Source organism: Actinomadura napierensis (assembly GCF_039529375.1).
GTDB lineage: Bacteria > Actinomycetota > Actinomycetes > Streptosporangiales > Streptosporangiaceae > Spirillospora > Spirillospora napierensis.
In genome coordinates, this window is the sequence record NZ_BAAAMR010000007.1 from 63,071 (window position 1) to 84,797 (window position 21,727).

Below are 21,727 nucleotides of genomic sequence, written 5' to 3' on the forward strand. Positions count from 1 at the left end.
GTGCACCGATGGACACCAACCCTTCGAACGACGCCCTCGAACCGGACAGATCGCTCGGTAGGCTCGGCCAATTGACCGACCTCATCATCCAGCGGCTCCACGTGAGCGACGACGTGGCCGCGTCCAAGTTCGGTACCGGCTCACCGATCGACGACCCCGCACGCGAGCAGCAAGTTCTGGAACAGGTGCGCAGCCAGGCCGGCGAGATCGGGCTCGATCCGGTGTCGGCGACGGCCTTCTTCCAGGACCAGATCACCGCGAGCAAGCTCGTGCAGGAAGGGCTGTTCGCGCGCTGGTCCGTGCACCCCGGAGAAGCCCCGTCGACCCGTCCTGATCTCGGGCAGATCCGCACGCGCCTCGACCAGTTGACCGCGGACCTGCTCCGCGAGCTCAAGGCCACGGTCCGAGTGCGCGACGAGCCGACGGCATGCGCCGTGCACCTCGCCGTGGCCGCCGGTTCGGGCACGGTACTGGAACGCCTGGACGCCCTTCACCGCCAGGCACTCAGGCGGGCGGTGCACTCGGTGTGCGCCGCCCGCAAGAACTGAGTACCGGCCGCGCATGGGAATCATAGGAGGCCACCATGCACGACGCCTCGACGTCGATCGCAGCGACGAAGTGAGCGCCGCGCTGTTGGCAGACCTGCGGTCCACGATCACCTCCGACCGCGTGCTCGCCGACGGCCCGGAGTATGTAAGGTCCATGACGCTGTTCAACGCGGCGGTCGACATCCGTCCCGCTGTGGTCGTGCGGCTCGCGAGCACGGCGTGCCGGTGTCGGTACGCGGTGGCGGACACGACTTCTGGGGACGGGCGCTTCGCCCTGGGGGACTGGTCATCGACCTGGCCGACATGCGCGGAGTCGATGTCGACGCCGACCGACGCGTTGCGACGGTGAAGGGCGGCGCACTCTCGTCCGACGTCGTGGCCGCCGCCGAGCGGACGGGACTGACCGCCGTCACTGGGACGGCCGGCGCCGTGGGCATGGTCGGAATCACACTGGGCGGCGGATACGGCCCGCTGACCGGGCGGTTCGGGCTCGCGGCCGTCAATCCGCTCGGCGCCGAGGTCGTCCTCGCCGACGGCTCCCGAGTGGACACCGACGCCGAGCACGAACCCGACCTGTTCTGGGCGTTGCGCGGCGGGGGCGGCAACTTCGGCGTCGTGACGTCGGCGCGGATCCGTCTCCACCCCCCGCCGGCCGTCGCGACCGGAACCATTCCCCTTGCGCCGGGCCGTCGCCGGCTGGCACGCCACCCGCAACGGCGGCAACGCCTATGACGCGGACCGGATGACGAAGGCTCTCACCGCGCACGGACTGCGGCACGGACGGGAATTCGCCACGGTGCCGGGCGGACCGTGCTCGTCGCGGCCCGGCGCGATTAAAGGCGATCCCGCAGAAGACGGCGTGTGGGGCACCCAGCCGGCCCTGGCCGTGCGCCAAGCCGGTCCGGACACCCCTAGACGCCACGGCGCGACACCAACCGGTGCAGCGTGGTGCGGGCGACGGCCTTGGTGGTGTCGACGTTCTCGCGGCGGCGCTAGCAGTCTGCCGGCACCGACGGCGCCGCCCACCGCTTGCGGGTCTGGCACCAGGTGAGCCAGGAGGCGACGGCGGCGCGGTTACAGTTCCACGTCGCCGGCTTCGCCTCCCCCCACAGCTCGGCGAGGGCGGCGCCGATCTCGGCGTCGGCGACCTCGGCCAGCGGACGGCCGCCGCCGAGCACGCCGGTCCCGGACCGGGAGGTAGCATCCGCCGCTGCCCATGTCGCCGCCATCGCCGACGCGCTTGGCCATTGCGCGGCTCGCGGGAGACTCTCTGCCGAAGTCCCAGGAGGGTCACCCGTCGCCGCCGAACCCGACCACCAATGCCTGCCGCTTCCCGTGCTTAAAGGGCTGCGGTGAGGTCGACTTCGATGAGCTGATCGGAAAACCCCAGCTGCGCGACTCCCAGCAGGGTGCTCGCGGTGGTGAACGCCTCTCCCAGGGCCGAATCGACCAACCTGGCCCAGGCGTGGCCCAACACCTTCTGGTCGTTGGACGCCACATAGATCACCGACCGTATGACATCCTCCGGCCCAGCCGCCACGGCCCGCAGGGCCGCCATCGCGTTGACCACTACCTGGTCGATCTGCGCGTCGAGGTCCCCAACACCCACCACGTCGCCACCCAGGTCGACCGGACACTGTCCTGCCAGATGCGCAGTACGCCCCGCCTCCACGACAGTGATGTGGTGATAACCGGGAGTCTCGTGGAGCCCCTCGGGATTGATACGAGTGATCTTCTCCGCCATACGGTGAGTCTGGCAGGCCCATCCCAGCAGAGGGCAACTCGTTTTTCCGTGACCAGCGACCTGCCGAATTCGGTCAGGCCGCCAGGGCGTCCATTGTGACTGGGTGCGTTAGTTGGCCGGCCGATCTTTGGCGTTCATGAGAGTTGGGCAGGCTATCTGGTCGTTGGTGAGCGGCCTATCTGGCCGGTGGGCCAAGTTAGGGTTGCCGCGGTGGTAATGGCCCGGCCGGTATCGGCGTTCTTGATATCGGTCCGGGACGGGGTCAAGGGAGTGATTGCAGGGAGGGAACGACTCTCAGCAACGCGGAGGGGTGAGCGAGAGGTTCGGATTCGGGGCCAGGGTCCTCGGTGGTGACGACGTTGGTGGGCTCGAAGCCGTGTGGCCACCGGGTTTGGTCGCTGACCAGCGCGCCCTCCAGCTTCGCCCCATCCAGGTGGGCGGCGCTCAGGTCGGTTCCCCGCAAATCGGCCAGCCGCAGGTCCGCCCTGTTCAGTACCGCTCCGCGAGCACGTGCCTTGCGCAGATTCGCCTCGCGCAGGTCGCTGCCGACGAGATCGGCGTCGGTAAGGGCGGCCTCGACCAGAAGGGCGCCTCGCAGATCGGAGGCCACGCAGCGGAACCGGCGCAGCATCGATCTTGTGAGCTCCGCGTGTCGCAGATTCACCGACACCAGCGACGCTCCGCTCAGGTTGGCTTCGTAGAAGCTCGCTGCCTCCAGACATGCGTGGTCGAAGTTGATCTCGTGGAGCCACAAGCCGTCGCAGTCGGCCCGACGCAGGTCGGTGAGACTCAGGTTGAGCCAGTCCGGGCGGTGTCCATGCTGGTTGAGGACGCCGAGCGCGGTCAGGGCCACCTGGGCGTCGGGGCATCTTGTCTCAAGCGGGCGCACGGAGTTGATCGGCATGCTGGCGTCGGATGCCTCGCCGTCCGGGGGAGGCCAGGGCAGATGCGTCCGCACGAACGCCGTCGTGATCGAGATGATGGCTTCCACGTCATGCGGAGAATGGCCGGCGACCCGCGACAGCGCGTGCAGGCCGCCGATGCGCACGTCGAGGTTGTCGCTGCCGAGTTGGTCGACCGCGCGGCTGAAGCGGTCAGTGACCTGTCCCTCACGGGTCGCGGCCAGGCCGTCCCGGCCGACTTGGATCTGCCGCCAAGTGGAGTACGCGCCAAAGAGCACGACGAGCCCGGCGAGTGCCTGGAGCAGCGTGGTGCGCACGTTGTTCACCGCCGTCAGGCGTTCCTTGGCCTCGACGCGCGCCCCAGCGAGGTCGTGCTCGACCAGCAGCCCGGGCAGGATCACCAGCACCACGGTCAGGACCGCGAGGCTTGCTGCGGCGAGCAGCAAAACTCGCAGGAAACGGCTGCGGAGAACTCCGGCAATCCGGTCCCCGCGTCGCCGGTCCACCGAGTTCCGTCCGCTCATGATTACGAGACCCTAGGCACCATGGGCGATACCGACAAGCGCCATCCAACAGGGTTTGGCAGCGGTGGGGACGGGGCCGTCCCCACCACTCGGAGCGGATCGATCGGTCAGATCGGACGCTTTGATGTCGCCACGCGGGACGACCTGCCGTTATGACCACATGAACGTGGACGATCACTAACTGCCTGTTCCTGAACTCGTAGCGGTTCCGCGCGCGACCCGGCTGAGTTCACCATCGAACGCGTCCTGCGCCCGCGTGGCATCCCGTTCCTAGTCGTGCTCAACCGGTGGGACCCCGCGACGGCGAGCCGCAAGGTAGCTGGGGTGTTGGTGGCGGCGTCTTCTTTTCGTAGACGAGTCCCCGAGATGAAGGCCGATCAGAACCCCGAAAAGACGACGGCGTCAGTTCGGCGTGGCGGCTCGCCGCGAGCTTGCCGAGACGCTTCGCAGGCGGCGGCCCTCTACCTCGGTAGGCCCCTGGTAGAGGGGTCCGGTAGGGGGTCTGACCTGCACGGTAGGCGTCTCGCGGGGAGAGTTGAATGCGGTTCCGACCCCGCTGGCGGGTGGCCTCGGGTACGGCAGGCCCGGGAAGCGGGCGCGGCCTGCCGTACCCGAGGCCACCGCCTGCAGCAGGTGGCCGATCAGCATGGACCCGGCAGCGCGAACCAGCTTCGGCTCGGTGGCGCCGAGCCCGAGATCAGTGGCAACCCATCTCCCCCTGGGGGCCGGTGATCCGGCGTGACTCCACGGCTGGAGTGTCGGGGCGGGCGCCGGAGCACAAGTACGGGGTGAGTCGGCCGATCAGGCGTTGAAGACGGCCTCGGAGCGGTCGCGGTTTTCGTGCAGGTCCCAGTACAAGGGGGCGATCTGCTCGGGCGTGGCGGTCGGACTGCCTTCCGGGGCGCCCACGACGCCCTCGCCGATCCAGACGTTGATCGCCACATGCGCGGCGTGCACGCCGGTGCCGGCCAGTTCCTTGTCCAGGTTGATCACCCAGTTGCGCAGGGCTGCTTGGGCCGGGTTGGTGTTGCCGAACATCGGCAGCGGGTCCACCGAACCGCCGCCGGTGGTGAACAGCAGAGTCCCGGCGCCCGCCTCGCGCATCGCGGGCAGCACCGTCCGGGCCGCCGTGATGGCGCCGTAGAAGGCGTACTCGATCACCGGCTGCAGATTGTCCACTGTGACCTCCGAGGGAGCGGCCAGGGTGAGGCCGGGCACTGGGGAATGCGGGGCCGGCGAGTACTCCAGTACGTCGATGCCGCCGAAGCGGGCCCTGGCCGCGTCCAGGGCATCGGTCAGTGAGGCGCGGTCGAGGACGTCGGCGGGGAACGCGGCGGCCGTGATGCCTTCCTGGCCGAGCTGGGCGACCAGCGTTTCCAGCTTCTCCTTGGTACGGGCGATCAGGGCGACGTCGAAGCCGCGGCCTCCGAAGGTGCGGGCGATGGCCAGGCCCATGCCGGGGCCGGCGCCGACGATGGCGAGAGTGGGCACAGTGAGATCTCTTCCGTGTCGTGACCGCCGGGACATGCGGAGATCGGATGCCCCGGCAGGCGTGTGGATCAGGCGGGTAGATCAGGCGTGGGCGGCGTGGGCGGAGGGAACCGCGCAGCCGTCTGGGCCGCAGATCGCCGCGTCGTTGTTGGCAACGAGAACGGTCGGGTGGGTCTCGTCCCAGACCCGGCGCAGGATGCCGAACACGGTGTCGGTGTCCTGCGCTCCTGCAAGGGCGTACCGGCCGTCGATGACGGTGAAGGGGGCACCGGTTGCCCCGAACTGCTGTGCCTGGCGTGCGTCTTGCTGTACCTGACGGCGGTAGCGCCGGTCGGCGAGCACCTGGCGAGTCTGTTCGCGGTCCAGGCCGATCTCGTCGGCCAGGCCGAGCAGGTCGTCGAGCGTGAAGATCGACTCGGCTCTGCCGAAGTAGGCGCGGAAGATCATGTTCCAGGCTTCGCCGTTCTTGCCTTCGGCGGAGGCGTGGGCCAGGAACTCGTGGGCCAGGTCGGTGTTCCCGACTCGGTTGTCCAGGACCCGGTAGGGGGCCAGGCCCTCGGCGGCGGCCATGCCTTCGATATCCGGTACGCCGGCCTGCCCGGGGATGACGCCGTACTTGGCCAGCAAAAATTCGCGGACGCTGAGCGTGCGGTCCTCGGGGAGGCCACTGCCCAGAGGGAACGAGCGGTGGACCACCTCTACGTGGCCGCCGTGCTCGAACCGCTCCACGGCCCGATCCAGCCGATGGCCGCCCAGACCGCACCAGGGGCAGGTGATCTCAGCCCAGATCTCTACCTTCATTGCCCTGACCTCCGATTCCTACTGTTTGTTCGTAACGCCATTATGGGCCAGTATGGAAGGCGCTACAAAAGGCACATCGGTGTGCGCGACGGAGAGGAACGGGCGCCATGCAGGACAGCGCAGGTATCGGGATGGCGGCTTCGGTCGGGCCGTGCGCGAGCATCCCCGCCGAGCACATGGACTTCATCCGCCAGGTGCTCGACCGGGTGGGCGACAAGTGGAGCATGTTGATCATCGCCGTCCTGGAGGGCGGCCCGATGCGCTACACCGGCCTGCAGCGCCAGATCCCGGGCATCTCCCAGCGCATGCTGACCCACACCCTTCGCCAACTCACACAGGACGGGTTGATCACCCGTACCGCCTACGCCGAGGTGCCACCGCGCGTCGAGTACGCGCTCGCCCCGCTCGGCGGCGGCCTGAACGAGATCGTCAGGCAGCTGATCGGCTGGGCGGCCGACCACCACGACGAGATCCGCGCCAACCGTTCCCGGGCCGGCACCAGCGCATCCTCCGCATCCCGGTCCTGAGTTGCGGCGGCCACCGACGCCGCCGCCTCCAGCGACCGGACCACCGCGGTGACCCGCTCCAGGGCCCTTCCCGATCGGCGAGCTCATCTGCGATAGAGGGAGGTGGAGGCGGGACCATGGGCGAAATGCGGCGTCTGGACTGCGACGGGTCGCCGCCCTCGCCCACCGCGGCCACCGCCTATCTGGCCACCTTGTCCGGGCCCGAGCAGCGCAGTCCTGGGCCGCGACATCTGGACTGAGGGACGTAGAGTGAGCGCCGAGTTAGCGGATCAGCGGGAATCGGGTCGAGCGCGGGCCGAGCGCCTCCCGTTCGGCCGGGGTGAGGGCCCGGCGTCCGGAATCCACTCTGAGCAGGTCCATCGGAGCCCAGGTGAACCCGGCGGGAACGGGCCCGCCGAGCAGCCCGGTGAGTCGAGGCCGTGGACTCCGACCTCTACGACCCGGGTGCGCACATAGTCCTCCAGTGCCAGCACCGGACCCAGTGGACCCGGACCGCGTGTCGCGGTGGCTGCTGCATGAGCTGCCGGGCGGCGGCTTCGGCGAGGCTCGCGAGATCGTCCGCCAGTTCGCGGGGATCGGGGGACCGTTGAAGCCTCTTGGTGACGGCCCGCCGCCTGGCCTGTACACGCTCGGGGCGTACGCGCCGGTGGCGCGGTTGTAGGCGAGCGGGTCCGGGTTGGTGGGGCCGGGCGCCTTACCCGGAAGGTCGAGGATGCGGCTCGCCCCGACGTGGACATGCGCCACGACCAGACGGACCAGCCGTCGCATCGCGTCGGACGGCTGAAGGCGGACGGCGCGAGCGCCCGCAGCGCGGCGGTGAGGGCGCGGCACTCGGTGGCGAACGCGTGGTCGGTGAGGGTGGGCACGAGGCGGTCCCGGCTCCGGGCGGAGGTTGTGACGGCGACGGGGTGAGTGGTCCGGATGGAAATGCCAGTGTTCACTGCAAGCTTCTGTGGCTGAACTCTGGAACGGACGCCATGGTCGCTCCCGTCCTATCCGGAACAGGGTCCACCGGAGATCGCGTCACGAGGATGAACATGGGGATGCAGACCATCTGGGTCGGCGAGAAGCGGCTGTGCCAGGTGACCGTGTCGGGCTTCCAGGACGTACCGGGGTTCGGTCTTCTTCCGGAAGGCCGGGTGAACGGAGGCGGGAAGATCGTGCGGGGCGCACGGGCGAGGTTGCTCCGGCACGGCGTGGTGATCGCCGAGGATCTCCGTATCGGGGCCCTGATGACAAGGACCTACCTCAGGTCCCGGCTGGAGGCCAAGGAGCGGGTCGACATCCTGGGCCGATGCGTCATGGCCATCGGTCACCGGCACGTCCTCGATGGCGATCAGATCCAGGCCTATGTCCGCACGGACCCCGCGGGGATCCGATCCGATCTCGCCCCGGGGTACCAGGATCCATTCCCGGAGCAACGGCGCCTGCTCGGACGAGCCGAGGTCCGCGAGGTCGCCGCCGATCCCCTGGCAGGGCCCGTCGCGCGGGCCGTCGTCGCAGAAGGCAGGCTGGCGGTCGGTGCCCGAGTGCGGGTCGTGCGCGATGGACGGCCGGTTGTCGAGGCGCTGCGCGTGCTGGCCCTCGCGGACGGAGGCGGCGGACCGCTGGACGAGCTTTCGCATGGATGCGCCGGGACCCTGTTTCTGGGCCATCCCGATATACGTCCCGGAGACATCGTCCACGCGTATGACGTGCCGCCTCCGCAGCAGACCGAGGGACGCAAGCGACTCCTCACCGTCATGTCCGCAGGGTCGAATGCCGTGGTGGCCGTGGCGCGTGTCCAGCCGGCGCAGTTCTCGCCCCATGGAGGAGAGCAACTGGCCGTCGGGCACCGCGCACGGGTCCTGCGCGATGAGGTCGTCGTGGCCGACGGCCTGACCATCGGCTTCGTCCAAGAGCCGGGCCTGCTCCGGGAGGTGGCCGTCGACTACGGCACCAAGGCGCGGGTCGGCTGGCTCGATGTCGGTCTGGACTTCCCCAGCCTCCAACATGGAGACGAGATCGAGCCGTATGAGGTCCTTCCCGCCGACCACGAGCCGGAACCGGAGATCAACCGGCCCGTGAGCAGACGGTTCCTGGTCGGCTACACCGTGGGATGCGGCGCCGTCATCGCCTTGTTCGGTTCTTTGGACATCTGGGCGGGCGTAACGGCATGGCGGTCGTTCCGGAAGCCGCCCACAGACGACACCACCATGGACTGGGGCTCGGCGCTGGGCCTCGCTCTGTTCTTCACCGTGATCACCGCCATGTGCACCTGGATGCTCGTCATGGGCCACATTCGCCAGCGCCAATGGCGCGAGCGGGCACGCCGGCGAACCGCCCCCGCCGACAAAGCCGCCTAACGCGTGGTTCGACGTGCGGTGAGCGTCGGCTGCGGGCCGGCTCCAGGCGGTCGATGGTGTCGGCCGGGGCGCGGCCGCGGGCGCCCGTTGACGAGGACGCCGGGAAGTAGGTGGATGAGTACTACCGCGTCCTGGAGTCGGAGGAGTGCGTCCCGGCGGGGTTCGCGAGGAACCCGAACGTGTCGGTGATCCCGCCAATGATGCTGCACGAGGACGAGGCCACCGCGATCCACCGGGGGATCGACGGCATATCCGATGGGGGAGTCACCTCGGTGACCGTCCCGCCCGACGTGGCCGACACCGACCGTCGCGTGTAACCACCTGGGGCCACGTGCTGTTCCGTTCGGCGCTTCGGCATCGGGCCGCACCCAACTGCGGAAATCGTGGTCAGCTGTTGGCGTAGATCGCGACCACGTCCACGTCAGCCTGCGGGCCGTCTCGGACGACGCGGTAGAACACCCGGATCACGACTCGTTCGAGGGTGTAGGTGTCGGGAGGATTTGACCACCAGAGTCGCGCAGGGGTGGTGCTATGTCGGGATGACCCTCTCATCTCCGTGTCGGCTGAACCCGGACGGGCTGTAGTACCGCGTGACGTGTCCGGTCTTGTCCACCTCGTGACGGTAGTGGCGCATGAATTCCCAGAGCATCGGTGTCTCCTCGGGGATGTTGTTGTGGGACCGGTACAGGTTCTTGGTCACCTTGACGACCGGTGCTGGAAATCCCGGCTTGCGCCACGTCCAGGTCCGGAAGCGGTTGTACCAGCCGCTGGGCCGCCCCTCGCGGCGGTCGACGTCCTCCAGCGCGAGCCCGTTGACCCCGAGGTGGTAGGCGGCCCAGGCGTCGAGGTCGTTCTGGATGTCGTCCCAGAGATCGCCCTTGAGGAATGCCAGGTCGCCGTAGCCGTATGCCAGGTAAGTGGGTATCGGCCGCCTGGCCGCCGGGTATGCGATCCCCTCGAAGGTGATGGTCCCCGACTTGTCGGGGGCGGGGGCGAACGAGGTCGAGGCGACGGCCGCGAAATATTCCGGTTTGGCGGCCGCGAAGAACTGGGTGACCCCGCTGCCGGCGGACTGCCCGGTGCAGTAGAACCGCGTGGGGTCGACGTCGTACTTCCTCGTCACGAGTTCACGCAGCTGACGGAAGAACACGTCGGAGTCCTTGTGGCTCACCGATATCGCGGAGCTGCTGTACTGCTCGCAGGCCACCACGAGAACGCAGCCTTCCCTCTGGGCGACCTGCCACCACTGGGCGGAGTCGAAGAACACCTTGTCGGTCTGGGTGTTCCCCGGCCAGATGAACACCACGGGTGCCCGACGGCTCCAGAGCCGGCGTGCGGATTCAGGCACGTAGACGAGGAATTCGCGGAGTCGGCCCTCGACGGTCATGGTCTGGACCTCGACGCCGAGACGGTCGTGGTCGGCGCGCCGCACGAGTTGGTTGCCGTAGGCGAAGAAGTTCTCGTACCGCGAGTAGGGCGTGAGGAAAGCCAGGAGTTCCCGGGTGGTGCGCTGGTTTCCGTAGTCGGTCGGCCGTTCCCGTACCGCCACCTTGGAGATCGGTCCCGAAAAGGATGTCATCCAGCGCCGCGAGTTTCTGCGTTGGTGGTATACCGTTCCCAGGAGCCCGTCATGGGCAGCGGAATCGTCGGCGTCGTTGGCGCGAAGCCAGTAGGCGAGACTGGAGGAGGCGCTCCGTTCGGGATTGAGGTACCAGGTCGGGACCACCACCTCGTCGTGCCGGATCAGGTCGAAGCCGTCAGGGAAGACCACGTCGGTGTAGCCGTCCTGGGTGGTGCCGTCGAACTCCTGAGATCCGATGTCGCGAAGATAGGCGGCGGGAAGGCCGGGGGAGTCCAGGTACACCTGGCCGATGACCTGCAGCGGGAACGCCGCTGCCCGCGCTTCGAGAGCCGGAGCGCCGGCCCCGTACCCCACCAGGTAGTCCAGGCCGAAGATCGAGAAGTAGGGGTTGGCCTGGTAGAAGGCCATCGCGACGTCCACGTAGGCGCGCTCGGCGGCTGCGGCACCCCAGCCGGACTCGCCCGGTTCGAGGACGAACAGGCCCTCGCCGCGTTCGTCGGCGATGTCACGCCATCCCGTCCGGCGCAGGAAATCGCCGGTCTCGACGCCGTCTGGGACGGCCAGCACCGTGTAATAGGAGCGGATCGCGTTTCGGGTGAGATATAGACCTTGGCGGTGCGCGGCACGCCGTTCAGATCGAAGCGCTTCTCCCAGTATCCGGTCATCTCGCGGGGCAGTTTGTTCGCGCGGCTGTAGTCGTAGCCGGGAGCCGGGTGCCCGTCGAGGGGCTTGGCGGTGCCGAGACCCGACGGATTCGGGGCGGAGATCGCCCCAGCCGGAAGCTCGGTCACGGCCTGGCCAATGACGGCTCCGAGCGCGGTGGCGGCGGCGCCGCGCAGGACGGTGCGACGATGAAAGGTGGTCATGGAACCTCTCCCTGCATTCTCGCACCCAGGTCCACCTAGCGGACCTTTTGGTCCGCTATGGGCGCGCATTTGACCTTCCCACGCCAAGTGGAGATCGACAGGACCGACTCCTCCCGTTGACTCAGAAGGGATGGTCGGGGAGGCTGTCGCGGAGTGTGACCCATTGGGTCTCGGTGAACGCTTCGACGTTGGCCTGAGGTCCGCCGTGACGGGAGCCGGTGCCCGAGGCGCCGACGCCGCCGAAGGGCGCGACGGCCTCGTCGTTGACGGTCTGGTCATTGATGTGCGCCAGGCCTGACGGGATGCGCTCGGCGAGGTCCATCACCCGATGGACGCCCCGGTCAGGATCCCCAGCGAAAGTCCGTACTCGATGCCGGCGGCGAGTCCGGCTCTACGGCATTCGTGCCTGCTCGTGACGCTCCGGCCCGGGGCTCGGGTCCGTGTGACCGGCCCCGAATCTGCTAGACATCTGCCGCATGGAACGACGAACCGTGCGCTGTCACCGCTATCTGTTGATCATGACGGTGCTGGTGGTGTTCCTGGCCGTCAGCGCCGGCCTACTGGTGCAAGCACTGCTCCAAGGCATGCCGTACCTGAAGACGCTCGGCGCGATCACCCTTCTGGCCGTTCTCGCCGCGGCCCTCGTGACGGCCGTCGCCGCGCTGCGCAGCCGCGCCATCGTCGACGACCAAGGCGTCACGATCGTGGGTGCCCTGCGCCGCTGGCGCTACGCCTGGGACGACGTCACCGAAATCTCCCTGCACGCGTCGCTCCGTTATTGGGAGGTGTATCTGCGGACGGCCGATGCCGAACGCCGGATCTTCTTTTATCCGGTGGGGGTGTTCGCGCCTCCCGCCACCGGGGAGCGCCACTCCACACCACCGCCCTACACCCCGCCCGGCTTGGCGATGCTCTATGCGCGCCTGACCGAGCCCCATGGCTGAGCCCCGGCGCCGCCCAGCGGAGGACCCGCCGTTCCGCGAACGTGGACGGGCGCGCAACGAACGCTTCTGAGCAGCGCGGAGGTCGTTCCTCTCATATTGCCGCCTCGGTATCGGGACGCGGCCAGCCGATGAGCACCCGACATTCCTGCTTGGCCCGGTCGGAACCCGCCCAGCGGCCGGACGACGCGTACCGGCTGTGACGTGCGTGATCGGTCTACTTTGGGGGAGTGGCACCGAACCGAGTCCCAGGCCGTCCTCGGTGTTGCCCGATCTCATCGACACGGAACAGGTGCGGGTGCGGGCGTTGGCGGAACTCATCGAAATACGTTGCCGATAGACGCGTACAAAAATCAAGGAGTGGGATCCGGATGAGTTGATCAGTGCGTGGGCGCTGGTCGACAGCGATTGGGACCTGATCGGGAACAAGACGGGGGCGACGCGGCTGGGCTTCGGCGTGATGCTGAAGTTCTACGAGATGGAGGGCCGGTTTCCGGCGTATGCCGAGGAGGTCCCTCAGGTGGCGCGTGGAGTACGTCGTCGCGTGCTGGTGAAGGTCGATCCGGCGTTGTTCGCCAAGTATTCGTGGCGGGGCCGGACGATCGAATATCACCGGGCGCAGATCCGCAAGGCGTATGGGACGCGCCCGGCGAGTGAGGCCGACGAGGATCGGTGGGCGCAGTGGCTGGCCGATGAGGTGTGCCCGGTGGAGCCCCGGCGGGAGCAGCCGACCGAGGCGGTCCCGCAGCGATGCAAGAGCGAGCGGTGGCCGTTCGCGGTGGTGCTCACCCTGGTGGGGGTCAAGGGCCAGCACCGGACCCCAGCGGGCCCGGACCGCGTGTCGCGGCGGCTGCTCCGTGAGTTGCCGGACGGCGGCTTCGGCGAGGCTCGCGAGATCGTCCGCCAGTTCGCGGGGATCGGGGAACCGTTGAAGCCTTTTGGTGACGGCCCGCCGCCTGACCTGTTCACGCTCGGGGGCGTACGCGCTGGCGGCGCGGTAGTAGGCGAGCGGGCCCGGGGCGTCGGGGCCGGGGGCCTCACCCGGAAGATCGAGGATGCGGCTCACCCCGACGTGGACATGCGCCACGACCGCGTGAACGGACCAGCCGTCGCACCGCCTCGTCCATCTTCAGGCGGTGCATCTCGTTCTCCAGCGGGGTGGGGTCGGCCCACACCGCTAGCCGTGGGTTCGGTTAACACCCGTTACCGTGCCGGGCGGTAGTCGCCGAAACCCCACAGCTGGCCTTCGGGGTCGAGCGCGGTGTAGCGCAGGCCGAAGCCGTTGTCGGTGAGTTCCTGGATGATCTCGGCGTTCTCGGACCTGGCGTGCTCGTAGTGCGCCCGCGCGTCGTCGACCGCGACGTAGACGCCGCCCGTCATCGCGCCGATCTCTCGTGGGACGCGCAGGCCGAACGTGTCGTTCTGGATCGAGCCGAGCATGACGATGGCGTCGGAACCGAGGGTGAGCTCGGCGTGCGCGATCAGGCCGTTGTCCCCTTCGATCACGGTGTGCCGCCGGAAGCCGAAGACACGGGTGAGCCACTCGATCATGGCGGGAGCGTCCTGGTAGCCGATGATCGGATAGATGCCGCTGGCCATGGTGGTCTCCTTATTGATCGCCAGATGGAGGCATTCTCCTGGGCGTAGGACTCAAGGGGACCAGCAGGGTGGGGGCCGTGTCACGTGCACTGCCTGGAGTGCGGGGAGCCCATGACGGCGGTGGAGTCGGCCGCCGCGCAGGTCCACCAGGCGCCCGAGGCGATCCAGGAGCAGGCCGGGGTTGGCCCGCGTGGCGAGCGCGTCGGGATGGTCCTCGCCGAGAGTGCGGACGCGCGCGTCCAGCAGGCCCTGTGGTGGTGTTCGGCCTCCTGCAACTGCCCGGCGTCCAAGAAGCGCCTGCACCAGTAACCGCCGCTCCAGGATCGTCTGCGGATGCTCGTTCCCCGAAACCCGGGCTTGGGTCTGCACCACGGCCCGCAATTGGTCCGCGGCCTCTTCCAGGCGACCGCAGCGGTGCAGTTGCGAGGCGAGCGCGATCCGGCTTTTCGACGTTTCTTGATGCTCGTCCCCGTATCGCTCGGCGGCTTCCTCAGCGGCACGCCGGTGATCGTTGGCACGCCCATCGTCTTCGTGTGGCATCAAATGTCCCATCAGGTAGGCGGGGGTTGCTACCCGGACTCCCACTATGAATCGCGGTAGCGAACCAGCGTGGCCGGCGGTCCCTATCCAGACGCGCCGAGGAACGGAACCGCCGACACAAAGCCGGGGACGTTCAGCCGCAGGGCCCCACTGTCGGCCCTTTCGGGGGCTGACGAAACTCGCTGGCCAGCGGCGTCTCGAGGTCTCTTCCGGCTCGGATTCCACGACAATCAAGATCATATTCCACTCTCTGTGAGCAGGGGGTGAAGTTCCCCGCATCACGAGCGGCGCCGGGGGACCGGAGCGGGATGACTCGCGGCATGCGGCTGTGGCACGCGGCTCGCCGCAACTCTGGATGGTGGGCGGGCGACCATGCGTCCCGGCAACACCTGGGTTGGTGCCGGTGTCGTGCCCCTTAACATGCCGGGGTGACCATGGAATCCGCAGTGTTCGGCGCGGAGCACTGTCGAGCGCGAAGGAGAGACCGGAGCGGCGTAGCTCGTCGAATTGGCGGCCCCCCGCGGGGCCGATCCGGCGGTCGCGACGTGGACGAGGCGCTGCGCGTCACGCGATCGCGGCCCCGAAGGGCCCCTGGGGTCCCGCACTGACCCGACCACGATGCCGGCCGGACCTCAGCGGCCGGAAGGAGTCCGCCATGCCCGCCGTCCCCGAACGGTTCACCGTTCACGTCCCCGACGAGCTCCTGGCCGACCTATCGGCGCGGCTAGACCGCGTCCGGTGGCCGGACACCGACGTCGGCGCGCCTTGGGACGGAGGCACGGACCTGCAGTTCCTCCAACAGTTGGTCTTCTACTGGCGCGACGGATTCGACTGGCGGGCCCGCGAGATCGAACTCAATCGCTGGAGTCACTTCCGCGTCCCGGTCGGCGGCCTCCAGACGCACTTCGTCCACGAGCCCGGACGCGGCCCGGCGCCCGTCCCATTGCTGGTCCTTCACGGCTGGCCGAGCACGTTCACGCAGATGGCGCGCGTCCTGCCACTGCTGAGCGACCCGGCGGCGCACGGCGGCGCGGCGGCCGACGCGTTCAGCGTGGTGGTGCCGTCGCTTCCCGGATTCGGTTTCTCGGACGCCCCTACCACCCCCGGTATGAACCCGGCGGCCATGGGCGAGGTGTTCCACACGCTGATGACCGAGGTCCTCGGCTACGACCGGTACGCGGTGCGGGGCACCGACTACGGGCTCGCGGTCGCGCTGCAGATGGGACTGGCCCACCCCGAGCACGTCATCGGCGTGCACATCGGTGGCACGTTTCTGGCGGTGAACGAGGTCCCCGACGACCTGTCGGCGGCCGAGCGCCGGTTCGTCGCAGAGTCCCAACGCTGGTACGCCGAGGAGGCCGCTTACAACACCATCCAGGCCACCAAGCCGCAGACCATCGGCTACGCGCTGAACGACTCCCCGGCGGGGCTCGCCGCCTGGATTGTCGAGAAGTACCGCACCTGGTGCGCGTGCCCCGGCGACCTGGTGTCGGTGTTCGGCATGGACGATCTGCTCACCACGATCACGCTGTACTGGGCGACGGGGACCATCACGTCGTCCATGCGGCTCTACCGCCAGGACCGGCTCTTTCCTCCCGCAGCGGGACGGCTGGGCGTCCCGCTGGCGGTGAACCAGCCCGAGCTGGAGGCGTTCTACCCGCCGCGCGAGTGGTGGGAGCGGCTGCACCCGGTCCACCGCTGGACCCTGCTGCCCGGAGCCGGCCACTTCCCCGAGTGGGAGGCACCGCGGGCGCTCGCGGACGACGTCCGCGACTTCCTGCGTCCGCTGCGCAGAGCATGATGTGCGAGCGCAACCTCTCCGCCGTGCACACCAGTACGGAACCGAGCGGACGGTAGCACACGAGTACGGACACTGAGCTGCTTCACCGACCTCTCCGACCACGGTGAACAGGGGAAGCTCATGATGCGGCTCGCGAGCTGCCGGCTGTGGTGCTCACACCGCAGACCCCCGGTGGCCAGAGTCGTGCTGGAGGCGTGTCCGGCGGTCGAGTGTGCCGGATATGGCGGCTCCGAGTATGGCGGCGCCTGCGAGGAGGGCGCCGATCCAGGTGGGCGCGGTGTAGCCGAGGCCGGCGTCTATCGCGCTGCCGCTGATCCAGGCGGCGATGGCGTTGCCGAGGTTGAAGGCGGCGATGTTGGCGGCGGAGGCGAGCGCGGGGGCGTCGGCTGCCTTGTCCATCACCCGGGCCTGGACGGCGGGCACGAGCATGAGGACACCGTCAACTACCAGTACTTCGTCAACGGCGTCCAGAAAGAACTCGAAGGCGGTAAAAGCGAACCACCATTCGACACCGGCCCCCTGCACACCACGACGGTCTACAAGATCATCGCTAATCACCAGGTCGGCAGCGAGTGGCTTCCCTGCTCCGACTCGACCGTCGTCCATGTCCACGGCGGCGAGCTCAACGCCTCCAAGGTCTGCAGCGATCAGATCACCGCCTCCAACGCGCTCATTGCCGGGTTGCGACCCGCTCTCGTCGAGCCCTTGCCCTTATGGGAAACAAATGGGAGTCGTATCGGGGCGGCAAAAGCTGGAGTTGCCCCCTGAGTAAGCGGACCTGCGATGGTCTCATTGTGGGCGAGTTCAGGATCATCTTCCTGGGACCAGCCTATGTTAAAAGAGGAAGATCATAGTGCAGATGGTCCTTAAGGACGCCTCGGTGGGAACGGACGATCTCGGCGGGATCGAGGGCACATCGGAGCAATCGTCCTTGTCGACACCCGCCCGGCTGAGTAGGAGCTTCGCCTCCATCGATTTCTTCGAGGCGCGTCAGATCCCTTTCGTTGTGGCCCGCCAGTGTCTTCGATGGCGCACGTCCCTACGTTGCCGAAGATATTCGCGAGGCTCTCTGCGTGACGCGGAACGTCCCGGTCAGGCTCTGCGACGTCCGCCGCCCCGAGGTCGCCAAGAACACCTTCTTCGCGCTGGTCGAACATGCGGTATGGCTCTCAAGAGCCGTCACACCACCTGCTCGATGAAGGCCGGACGGAACGCCACGCCGGATCAAGCGTTCCCCAAGGCGTCTCTCTTCTGCCGGAACGCGGTCGGTGTACCCCCCGTGTAGCCCTGGAATGCCCGGCTGAATGCACTGGCGCTGTCGAATCCGACGGCGGTGGCGACGCTCGTGATCGTGGCGTCTTGTTCGACCAGCATTGTCATGGCATGCAGGATTCTGCTGTGCAGGGTGTACTGGCGCCAGGTCATTCCGGTCGAGGCGTGGAATCGGCGGCGCAGGGTCCGCTCCGAGATGCGGACCGCTTCGCAGACCTGTTGGAGATCAACGTTGTCCAGGTGGTCATCGGTATGGCGCATCACCGCGGCGACGAGCGGGTCGGTGCTGGTGGGCAGGAAGAAGGGCAACTCGTACCGCATCCCATCGGAGACCAGATGGGCCAGGGTTTCGAAGTAGCTGTCGGCCACCGGATCGCTGAACGTCCTGTCGATACGCCAGCGCAGCGCATAGATCATCATTTCGCGGAGGACCGGTTCCACCGGCAGGACGCGGGCGCGACCCGATCGGTCGTGGACCAGGGACGGCTCGAAGAACACCGACACGGTCCTGGCCTGCGCGAAGGTGCTCTTGTGCGCCAGGCCGGCCGGAATCCACACCGCCTGGCGCGGTGGGAGGCGGTAGCGCGCCGCGGCGGTCTCCACCATCACCACGCCCTCGAAGGCGTATTCCAGTTGGTGCAGATCATGCGAGTGCCACGGCATGCGCGCCGGAGGATCACGCAGGTCGCCTTCGAAAGCGTACGACCCGGCGGCCATTCCTCCGTACGGTCCGGGCATCACTCGCCTGACATTGGCCGCCGAGGGCGAGAGAACGGCCGTTCCAGCAGAGCCGGCAGTCATGCCCGAACGGTACCAATGTCGCATGAACGAAACCCACCTCTCCTACCTGGCCAGCCCGGCCTGGGCCGAGAAGCTGCGCACCGATCTGCTTCCGTGGCTGCGGCAGGTCACCGACCTCGGCGATGACCTCCTGGAGATCGGTCCAGGCCCCGGTCTCACCACCGACCTGCTCCTCGAAGTGGCCGGCAAGGTGACCGCGGTAGAGGTGGATCACGACCTCGCGGCCGGACTTCGCGAACGACTTCGCGGACAGAACGTGGAGATCATTCATGGAGATGCCCGAACCGCCGAACTCGATGAGGGACGGTTCTCCGCCGGGACGTGCTTCTCGATGCTTCACCACATGGATTCGCCGCAGGCCCAGGACGAGTTGTTCGTCCGGCTCAACGCTCTCCTGAGGCCCGGTGCCGCACTGCTCGGAGTCGACTCCATCGACAGCGAAATGATCCGGCAAGGGCACCGCGACGACACCTACGTGCCCGTCGACCCCGGAACCCTCGAAGAGCGCTTGCACGCCGCCGGATTCGCAGATGTCACCGTGCACCGGCCCGACCAACACCAGTTCCGCTTCACCGCAAGAAGGCCCGGCCCCTTCTCGTAGTGACGGTCGCGGGAGCGTCGGGGTGGTGATGTCGATGAGGTTCAGCGACGGTGTGGTGGAGTCATGAGAGTGAAGGGCGGCTGCGGTGCGGTTCGGACGGCAGCTCCGCCGTCGCGCGGGTTCACACCGTACGGCTCGCTCGGGGTCCGTCCAGTCCCCACGTGACGATCTTGGTCGGGTTGATCTTGATGCTCTCCCGAGAGAGGCCGGTCCGGGGCGGTTCCTGGTCGGTCAGTGCCACCGCGGTGCCTCGGATCTCGATGCCCCGGGGCGCCCACGGGTCGACCGTCGCCAGGTCGTCCACGACGAAGGCGACCGTGCTGCCCTGCTGGACGTTCCGGAACTTCTTCGACCTGCCCAGTGCGCCGCCGCCGATGACGATCGTGCCGGTGTCGGCGTCGACGAAGAAGTTGGTCGGGTTGTTCTGCACCTGTCCGTCGGGTGCCACGGTGGCCAGCCGTCCGATGGGCTGGGTGGCCAGGTAGTCGAGCTCCGCCTGGGTGAAGATCATGAAGTTTGGTCCTTCGGTTCGTTGCGCGGCGGCGGTTGCATCAGGGACAGACGAGTCGAACGGCGGTCCTGCCAGAGCAGGCGTCGAGTCGCCCCCCTCGGAGGGTGGCCTCACTGGCCGGTGTCGCAGTCGGTTTCGCTGAGGTCGGCGGGCCGGTCGTAGGTGAGGAACGCGGCGCCGCTGGCGAGCACGGTGTGGTCGGTCAGCTTCCAGGTGCGCGGGTCGAAGGCGGCCGTGCGGGAGAACAGCGGGATGCCGGTGCCGATGGTCAGCGGGCCCATCTTGAGGATGAGCCGGTCGATCTCGCCGTACAGGGCGCCGGCGAGTTCGCCGCCGCCGACCAGCCAGATGTCCTTGCCGTCCTGCCGCTTGAGTTCCCTGACCTTCTCGGCGGGATCGGTGGAGACGACCTCGACGGCGGGGTCTGGGCTCTCGGTGAGGGTCCGGGAGAAGACCAGGTGCCGCAGGTGCGGGTATGCGTTGGTGAGCCCGGCCTTCAGCCCGATCTCGTAGCAGCGGCGTCCTTCCACGGCGGTGTCGAAGTGGGTGCCGTCGGCGGTGACCGACAGCGCCGTGCGGGCCGGTCCGGGGAGGGTCTCGGGGTAGTGGGCGACGAGGTGCTCGATGTAGTCGGCGGGGATGGGCCAGAAGCCGTTCGGGCCGCTGGGGTCGGCGCCGTCCGGGCCGGCGATGAAGCCGTCGAGGGTGGTGGCGATGTAGTACACGAGCTTTCGCAAGAAGATGCCCTTCGGAAGACTGCAACCGTAGTACTGTACCTGGAGTGGTTTGAAGTTAGTACTTCACTTGCAGTGGTGTCAAGTCTTCTTCGTGGAGGTTTCCATGCGGCAGAACCCGGCTCGGCGCACCGCGCTCCTCGACGCCGCCATCGACGTCCTGGCCGGGGAGGGCTCGCGCGGCCTGACGCTGCGCGCGATCGACAAGCAGGCGGGCGTGCCCACCGGCACCGCCTCCAACTACTTCGCCAACCGGGACGATCTGCTGGCCCAGGTGATGCGCCGCACCCGCGAGCGCCTCACCCCCGACCCCGAGGCGCTCGCCGAGACCATGAAGCAGGCGCCGTCGCACGAGCTGGTCGCCGAACTCATGCGCCAGCTGCTGACCCGGATGCGCAACGACCGCGCCGGCAACCTCGCCATGCTGGAACTGCGCCTGGAGGCCACCCGCCGCGCCGACCTGAACGCCGAGCTCAGCGGCTTCCTCACCGAGGAGAACCGGGAGATCGTCGACTACCACGTCAACGCCGGACTGCCCGGCGACCGCACCGGCGTCGCCCTGCTCTACTTCGCCATGTCCGGACTGCTCGTGGACGACCTCACCGCCCCCGCTCTCCTGGAGCCCTACCCGATCGACGACCTCATCGAGCAGATGGTGAACCGCCTCCTCCGCTGAGGCCAAGGCCACCTCAACGGCGGCTCGCGGGCCCCTGGTCACCAACTGGGACGACCTGCTCAAAACCGTCGGCGCAGGCCAGGCCGTGGCCGCGGCAGTCGCCGAGGCCTCCGCCTTCTATCCCTGGCCCAACCTCGTCTACCTGCCCGTACTGGACGCCCCACCGGTCTCCTGGGTGCTCGCCTGGCGTACGGCGGCAGAGAACGACCTCATCCGCCGCTTCGCCCAGACGGCCCGGGACGCTGATCACGGAACTGCGTGACGCCGAGATCTTCCTGACGTCGGCCGAGGAACCGCACTTCGGCCGGCCTGGGATACAAGATCAAAGCAGCTTTGAAGGGGCCTTTACGGCTGGTCACGGGCGGCAAGGGCGCGGACGGCGTCGGCAATGGCGGGGCGGAGCGCGTCCAGCGAGTGGTCGGGCCCAAGGAGCATGCGCCTGATCTGGGGCATCGCCAGGGGCCAGGCGACCAAGCCCAGGGTGAAGAGCATCAGGGGAGCCGGGTCGCCGGAGGTACTCGCCGCGGCGTCGGCCTTGTCCCGGTAGTGGGCCGTCCGCGCCGCCTCGTCGGGGACGGGGCCGTCGCCGAGTTCGAGCGCCTCCCATAGCAGCAGGCGCAGGGCCTCGGGGTGGTCGCGGTGGTAGTCGAACAGCCGTTCGGCGTAGGCGCCGAGGTCGCCGCCGTCCACCGGGACGGCCGCGGCGAGGTCGGTCATGAGGCGTTCGAGGACCGCGGCGAAGAGCCGGTTCTTGTCGCCGAAGTAGTCATAGATGGCCCGCTTGTTGGCCTCGGCGCTCGCGGCGATCCGGTCGACGCGGGCGCCGGCGACGCCGTGCTCGGCGAATTCGGCGGACGCCGCCGCAAGGATGCGTTCCCGGGTCGCGGCTGAGTCGTAGGCCATGACCGCATTCTAACGAAC

The 21,727-nt window shown here is 68.3% G+C and carries 25 protein-coding genes and 3 pseudogenes; 13 read left to right on the forward strand and 15 right to left on the reverse strand.

The features are described from left to right. Positions 1–8: 8 nt before the first annotated feature. Both ABD296_RS06340 and ABD296_RS06345 read left to right on the forward strand, forming a co-directional pair. On the forward strand, positions 9–548 hold the full coding sequence (locus tag ABD296_RS06340; protein ID WP_344262643.1) for a chorismate mutase: 540 nt from the start codon (positions 9–11) through the stop codon (positions 546–548). A 225-nt stretch (positions 549–773) separates the two neighbouring features. After that, complete coding sequence (locus tag ABD296_RS06345; protein WP_344262461.1) at positions 774–1,280, forward strand: FAD-binding oxidoreductase; 507 nt, start codon at positions 774–776, stop codon at positions 1,278–1,280. A gap of 260 nt (positions 1,281–1,540) precedes the next feature. Here ABD296_RS06345 and ABD296_RS06350 read toward each other — a convergent pair whose 3' ends face one another. From ABD296_RS06350 to ABD296_RS06370, 5 genes are all read right to left on the reverse strand, one after another. Next, positions 1,541–1,777, reverse strand: coding sequence for a hypothetical protein (locus ABD296_RS06350; RefSeq protein WP_344262464.1), 237 nt, complete (start codon positions 1,775–1,777; stop codon positions 1,541–1,543). Positions 1,778–1,887: 110 nt separating this feature from the next. Further along, entirely contained in the window at positions 1,888–2,292 is a 405-nt protein-coding gene (locus ABD296_RS06355; protein WP_344262466.1) for a RidA family protein, read from the reverse strand. 262 nt (positions 2,293–2,554) lie between these two features. Further along, complete coding sequence (locus tag ABD296_RS06360) at positions 2,555–3,718, reverse strand: pentapeptide repeat-containing protein (RefSeq protein ID WP_344262468.1); 1,164 nt, start codon at positions 3,716–3,718, stop codon at positions 2,555–2,557. An 801-nt stretch (positions 3,719–4,519) separates the two neighbouring features. Further along, positions 4,520–5,209 carry an SDR family NAD(P)-dependent oxidoreductase gene (locus ABD296_RS06365; RefSeq protein WP_344262471.1) on the reverse strand — a complete coding sequence of 230 codons (690 nt, stop codon included), beginning with the start codon at positions 5,207–5,209 and terminating at the stop codon, positions 4,520–4,522. An 81-nt stretch (positions 5,210–5,290) separates the two neighbouring features. After that, positions 5,291–6,010 (reverse strand): DsbA family oxidoreductase, encoded by a 720-nt coding sequence (locus ABD296_RS06370; RefSeq protein WP_344262473.1) that lies wholly within the window; start codon positions 6,008–6,010, stop codon positions 5,291–5,293. 107 nt (positions 6,011–6,117) lie between these two features. Here ABD296_RS06370 and ABD296_RS06375 point away from each other — a divergent pair, with 107 nt between their 5' ends. Beyond that, the gene (locus ABD296_RS06375; protein ID WP_344262475.1) at positions 6,118–6,537 is read left to right on the forward strand and encodes a winged helix-turn-helix transcriptional regulator; all 420 of its coding nucleotides are present in this window, start codon (positions 6,118–6,120) and stop codon (positions 6,535–6,537) included. 269 nt (positions 6,538–6,806) lie between these two features. Here ABD296_RS06375 and ABD296_RS50490 read toward each other — a convergent pair whose 3' ends face one another. After that, complete coding sequence (locus ABD296_RS50490) at positions 6,807–7,478, reverse strand: maleylpyruvate isomerase N-terminal domain-containing protein (RefSeq protein ID WP_407061446.1); 672 nt, start codon at positions 7,476–7,478, stop codon at positions 6,807–6,809. A gap of 96 nt (positions 7,479–7,574) precedes the next feature. Between ABD296_RS50490 and ABD296_RS06385 the strand changes: the two genes are divergently transcribed. Further along, positions 7,575–8,882, forward strand: coding sequence for a hypothetical protein (locus tag ABD296_RS06385; protein ID WP_344262479.1), 1,308 nt, complete (start codon positions 7,575–7,577; stop codon positions 8,880–8,882). Between the two features lie 110 nt (positions 8,883–8,992). Next, positions 8,993–9,199: a hypothetical protein gene (locus tag ABD296_RS06390; protein ID WP_344262481.1), complete on the forward strand. Its 207-nt coding sequence runs from the start codon at positions 8,993–8,995 to the stop codon at positions 9,197–9,199. Positions 9,200–9,411: 212 nt separating this feature from the next. Here ABD296_RS06390 and ABD296_RS06395 read toward each other — a convergent pair whose 3' ends face one another. After that, complete coding sequence (locus tag ABD296_RS06395) at positions 9,412–11,031, reverse strand: hypothetical protein (protein ID WP_344262483.1); 1,620 nt, start codon at positions 11,029–11,031, stop codon at positions 9,412–9,414. A 420-nt stretch (positions 11,032–11,451) separates the two neighbouring features. Further along, a pseudogene (locus tag ABD296_RS06400) lies at positions 11,452–11,714 on the reverse strand (aldehyde dehydrogenase family protein); the annotation flags it as partial. 92 nt (positions 11,715–11,806) lie between these two features. Between ABD296_RS06400 and ABD296_RS06405 the strand changes: the two are divergent. Next, positions 11,807–12,274: a PH domain-containing protein gene (locus ABD296_RS06405; protein WP_344262485.1), complete on the forward strand. Its 468-nt coding sequence runs from the start codon at positions 11,807–11,809 to the stop codon at positions 12,272–12,274. A gap of 373 nt (positions 12,275–12,647) precedes the next feature. Continuing rightward, positions 12,648–12,977: pseudogene (locus ABD296_RS50495) on the forward strand (DUF4158 domain-containing protein); the annotation flags it as partial. 162 nt (positions 12,978–13,139) lie between these two features. On the opposite strand, the pseudogene ABD296_RS50500 reads toward ABD296_RS50495, so the two are convergent. After that, positions 13,140–13,358, reverse strand: a pseudogene (locus ABD296_RS50500) (hypothetical protein); the annotation flags it as partial. Between the two features lie 116 nt (positions 13,359–13,474). Further along, positions 13,475–13,870 carry a VOC family protein gene (locus tag ABD296_RS06415; protein ID WP_344262490.1) on the reverse strand — a complete coding sequence of 132 codons (396 nt, stop codon included), beginning with the start codon at positions 13,868–13,870 and terminating at the stop codon, positions 13,475–13,477. An 84-nt stretch (positions 13,871–13,954) separates the two neighbouring features. On the opposite strand from ABD296_RS06415, the gene ABD296_RS06420 reads away from it, so the two are divergent. The 3 genes from ABD296_RS06420 (at position 13,955) to ABD296_RS06430 (ending at position 16,211) form a co-directional block, all read left to right on the forward strand. Next, positions 13,955–14,179, forward strand: coding sequence for a hypothetical protein (locus ABD296_RS06420; RefSeq protein ID WP_344262492.1), 225 nt, complete (start codon positions 13,955–13,957; stop codon positions 14,177–14,179). Between the two features lie 24 nt (positions 14,180–14,203). Further along, a complete protein-coding gene (locus ABD296_RS06425; RefSeq protein WP_344262494.1) occupies positions 14,204–14,470 on the forward strand; it encodes a hypothetical protein in 267 nt (88 codons plus the stop codon). A gap of 595 nt (positions 14,471–15,065) precedes the next feature. Then, positions 15,066–16,211: an epoxide hydrolase family protein gene (locus ABD296_RS06430; protein ID WP_344262496.1), complete on the forward strand. Its 1,146-nt coding sequence runs from the start codon at positions 15,066–15,068 to the stop codon at positions 16,209–16,211. 153 nt (positions 16,212–16,364) lie between these two features. Here ABD296_RS06430 and ABD296_RS06435 read toward each other — a convergent pair whose 3' ends face one another. Both ABD296_RS06435 and ABD296_RS06440 read right to left on the reverse strand, forming a co-directional pair. Next, positions 16,365–16,823 carry a hypothetical protein gene (locus ABD296_RS06435; RefSeq protein ID WP_344262498.1) on the reverse strand — a complete coding sequence of 153 codons (459 nt, stop codon included), beginning with the start codon at positions 16,821–16,823 and terminating at the stop codon, positions 16,365–16,367. Between the two features lie 612 nt (positions 16,824–17,435). Further along, positions 17,436–18,284: an AraC family transcriptional regulator gene (locus ABD296_RS06440; protein WP_344262500.1), complete on the reverse strand. Its 849-nt coding sequence runs from the start codon at positions 18,282–18,284 to the stop codon at positions 17,436–17,438. Between ABD296_RS06440 and ABD296_RS06445 the strand changes: the two genes are divergently transcribed. Continuing rightward, entirely contained in the window at positions 18,283–18,885 is a 603-nt protein-coding gene (locus ABD296_RS06445) for an rRNA adenine N-6-methyltransferase family protein (RefSeq protein WP_344262502.1), read from the forward strand. The two genes, ABD296_RS06440 and ABD296_RS06445, sit on opposite strands and share 2 nt — an antisense overlap. Before the next feature lie 121 nt (positions 18,886–19,006). On the opposite strand, the gene ABD296_RS06450 is transcribed toward ABD296_RS06445, so the two are convergent. Together ABD296_RS06450 and ABD296_RS06455 are read right to left on the reverse strand one after the other, a co-directional pair. Continuing rightward, positions 19,007–19,396, reverse strand: a complete 390-nt coding sequence (locus ABD296_RS06450; protein WP_344262504.1) for a PPOX class F420-dependent oxidoreductase — start codon at positions 19,394–19,396, stop codon at positions 19,007–19,009. Between the two features lie 110 nt (positions 19,397–19,506). Next, positions 19,507–20,133, reverse strand: a complete 627-nt coding sequence (locus tag ABD296_RS06455; protein WP_344262506.1) for a dihydrofolate reductase family protein — start codon at positions 20,131–20,133, stop codon at positions 19,507–19,509. Between the two features lie 103 nt (positions 20,134–20,236). Between ABD296_RS06455 and ABD296_RS06460 the strand changes: the two genes are divergently transcribed. Further along, entirely contained in the window at positions 20,237–20,806 is a 570-nt protein-coding gene (locus ABD296_RS06460) for a TetR/AcrR family transcriptional regulator (RefSeq protein ID WP_344262508.1), read from the forward strand. Between the two features lie 85 nt (positions 20,807–20,891). Then, complete coding sequence (locus ABD296_RS06465; RefSeq protein WP_344262510.1) at positions 20,892–21,068, forward strand: hypothetical protein; 177 nt, start codon at positions 20,892–20,894, stop codon at positions 21,066–21,068. 83 nt (positions 21,069–21,151) lie between these two features. Here ABD296_RS06465 and ABD296_RS06470 read toward each other — a convergent pair whose 3' ends face one another. Beyond that, positions 21,152–21,709 (reverse strand): TetR family transcriptional regulator, encoded by a 558-nt coding sequence (locus ABD296_RS06470; protein ID WP_344262512.1) that lies wholly within the window; start codon positions 21,707–21,709, stop codon positions 21,152–21,154. Positions 21,710–21,727 lie beyond the last annotated feature (18 nt).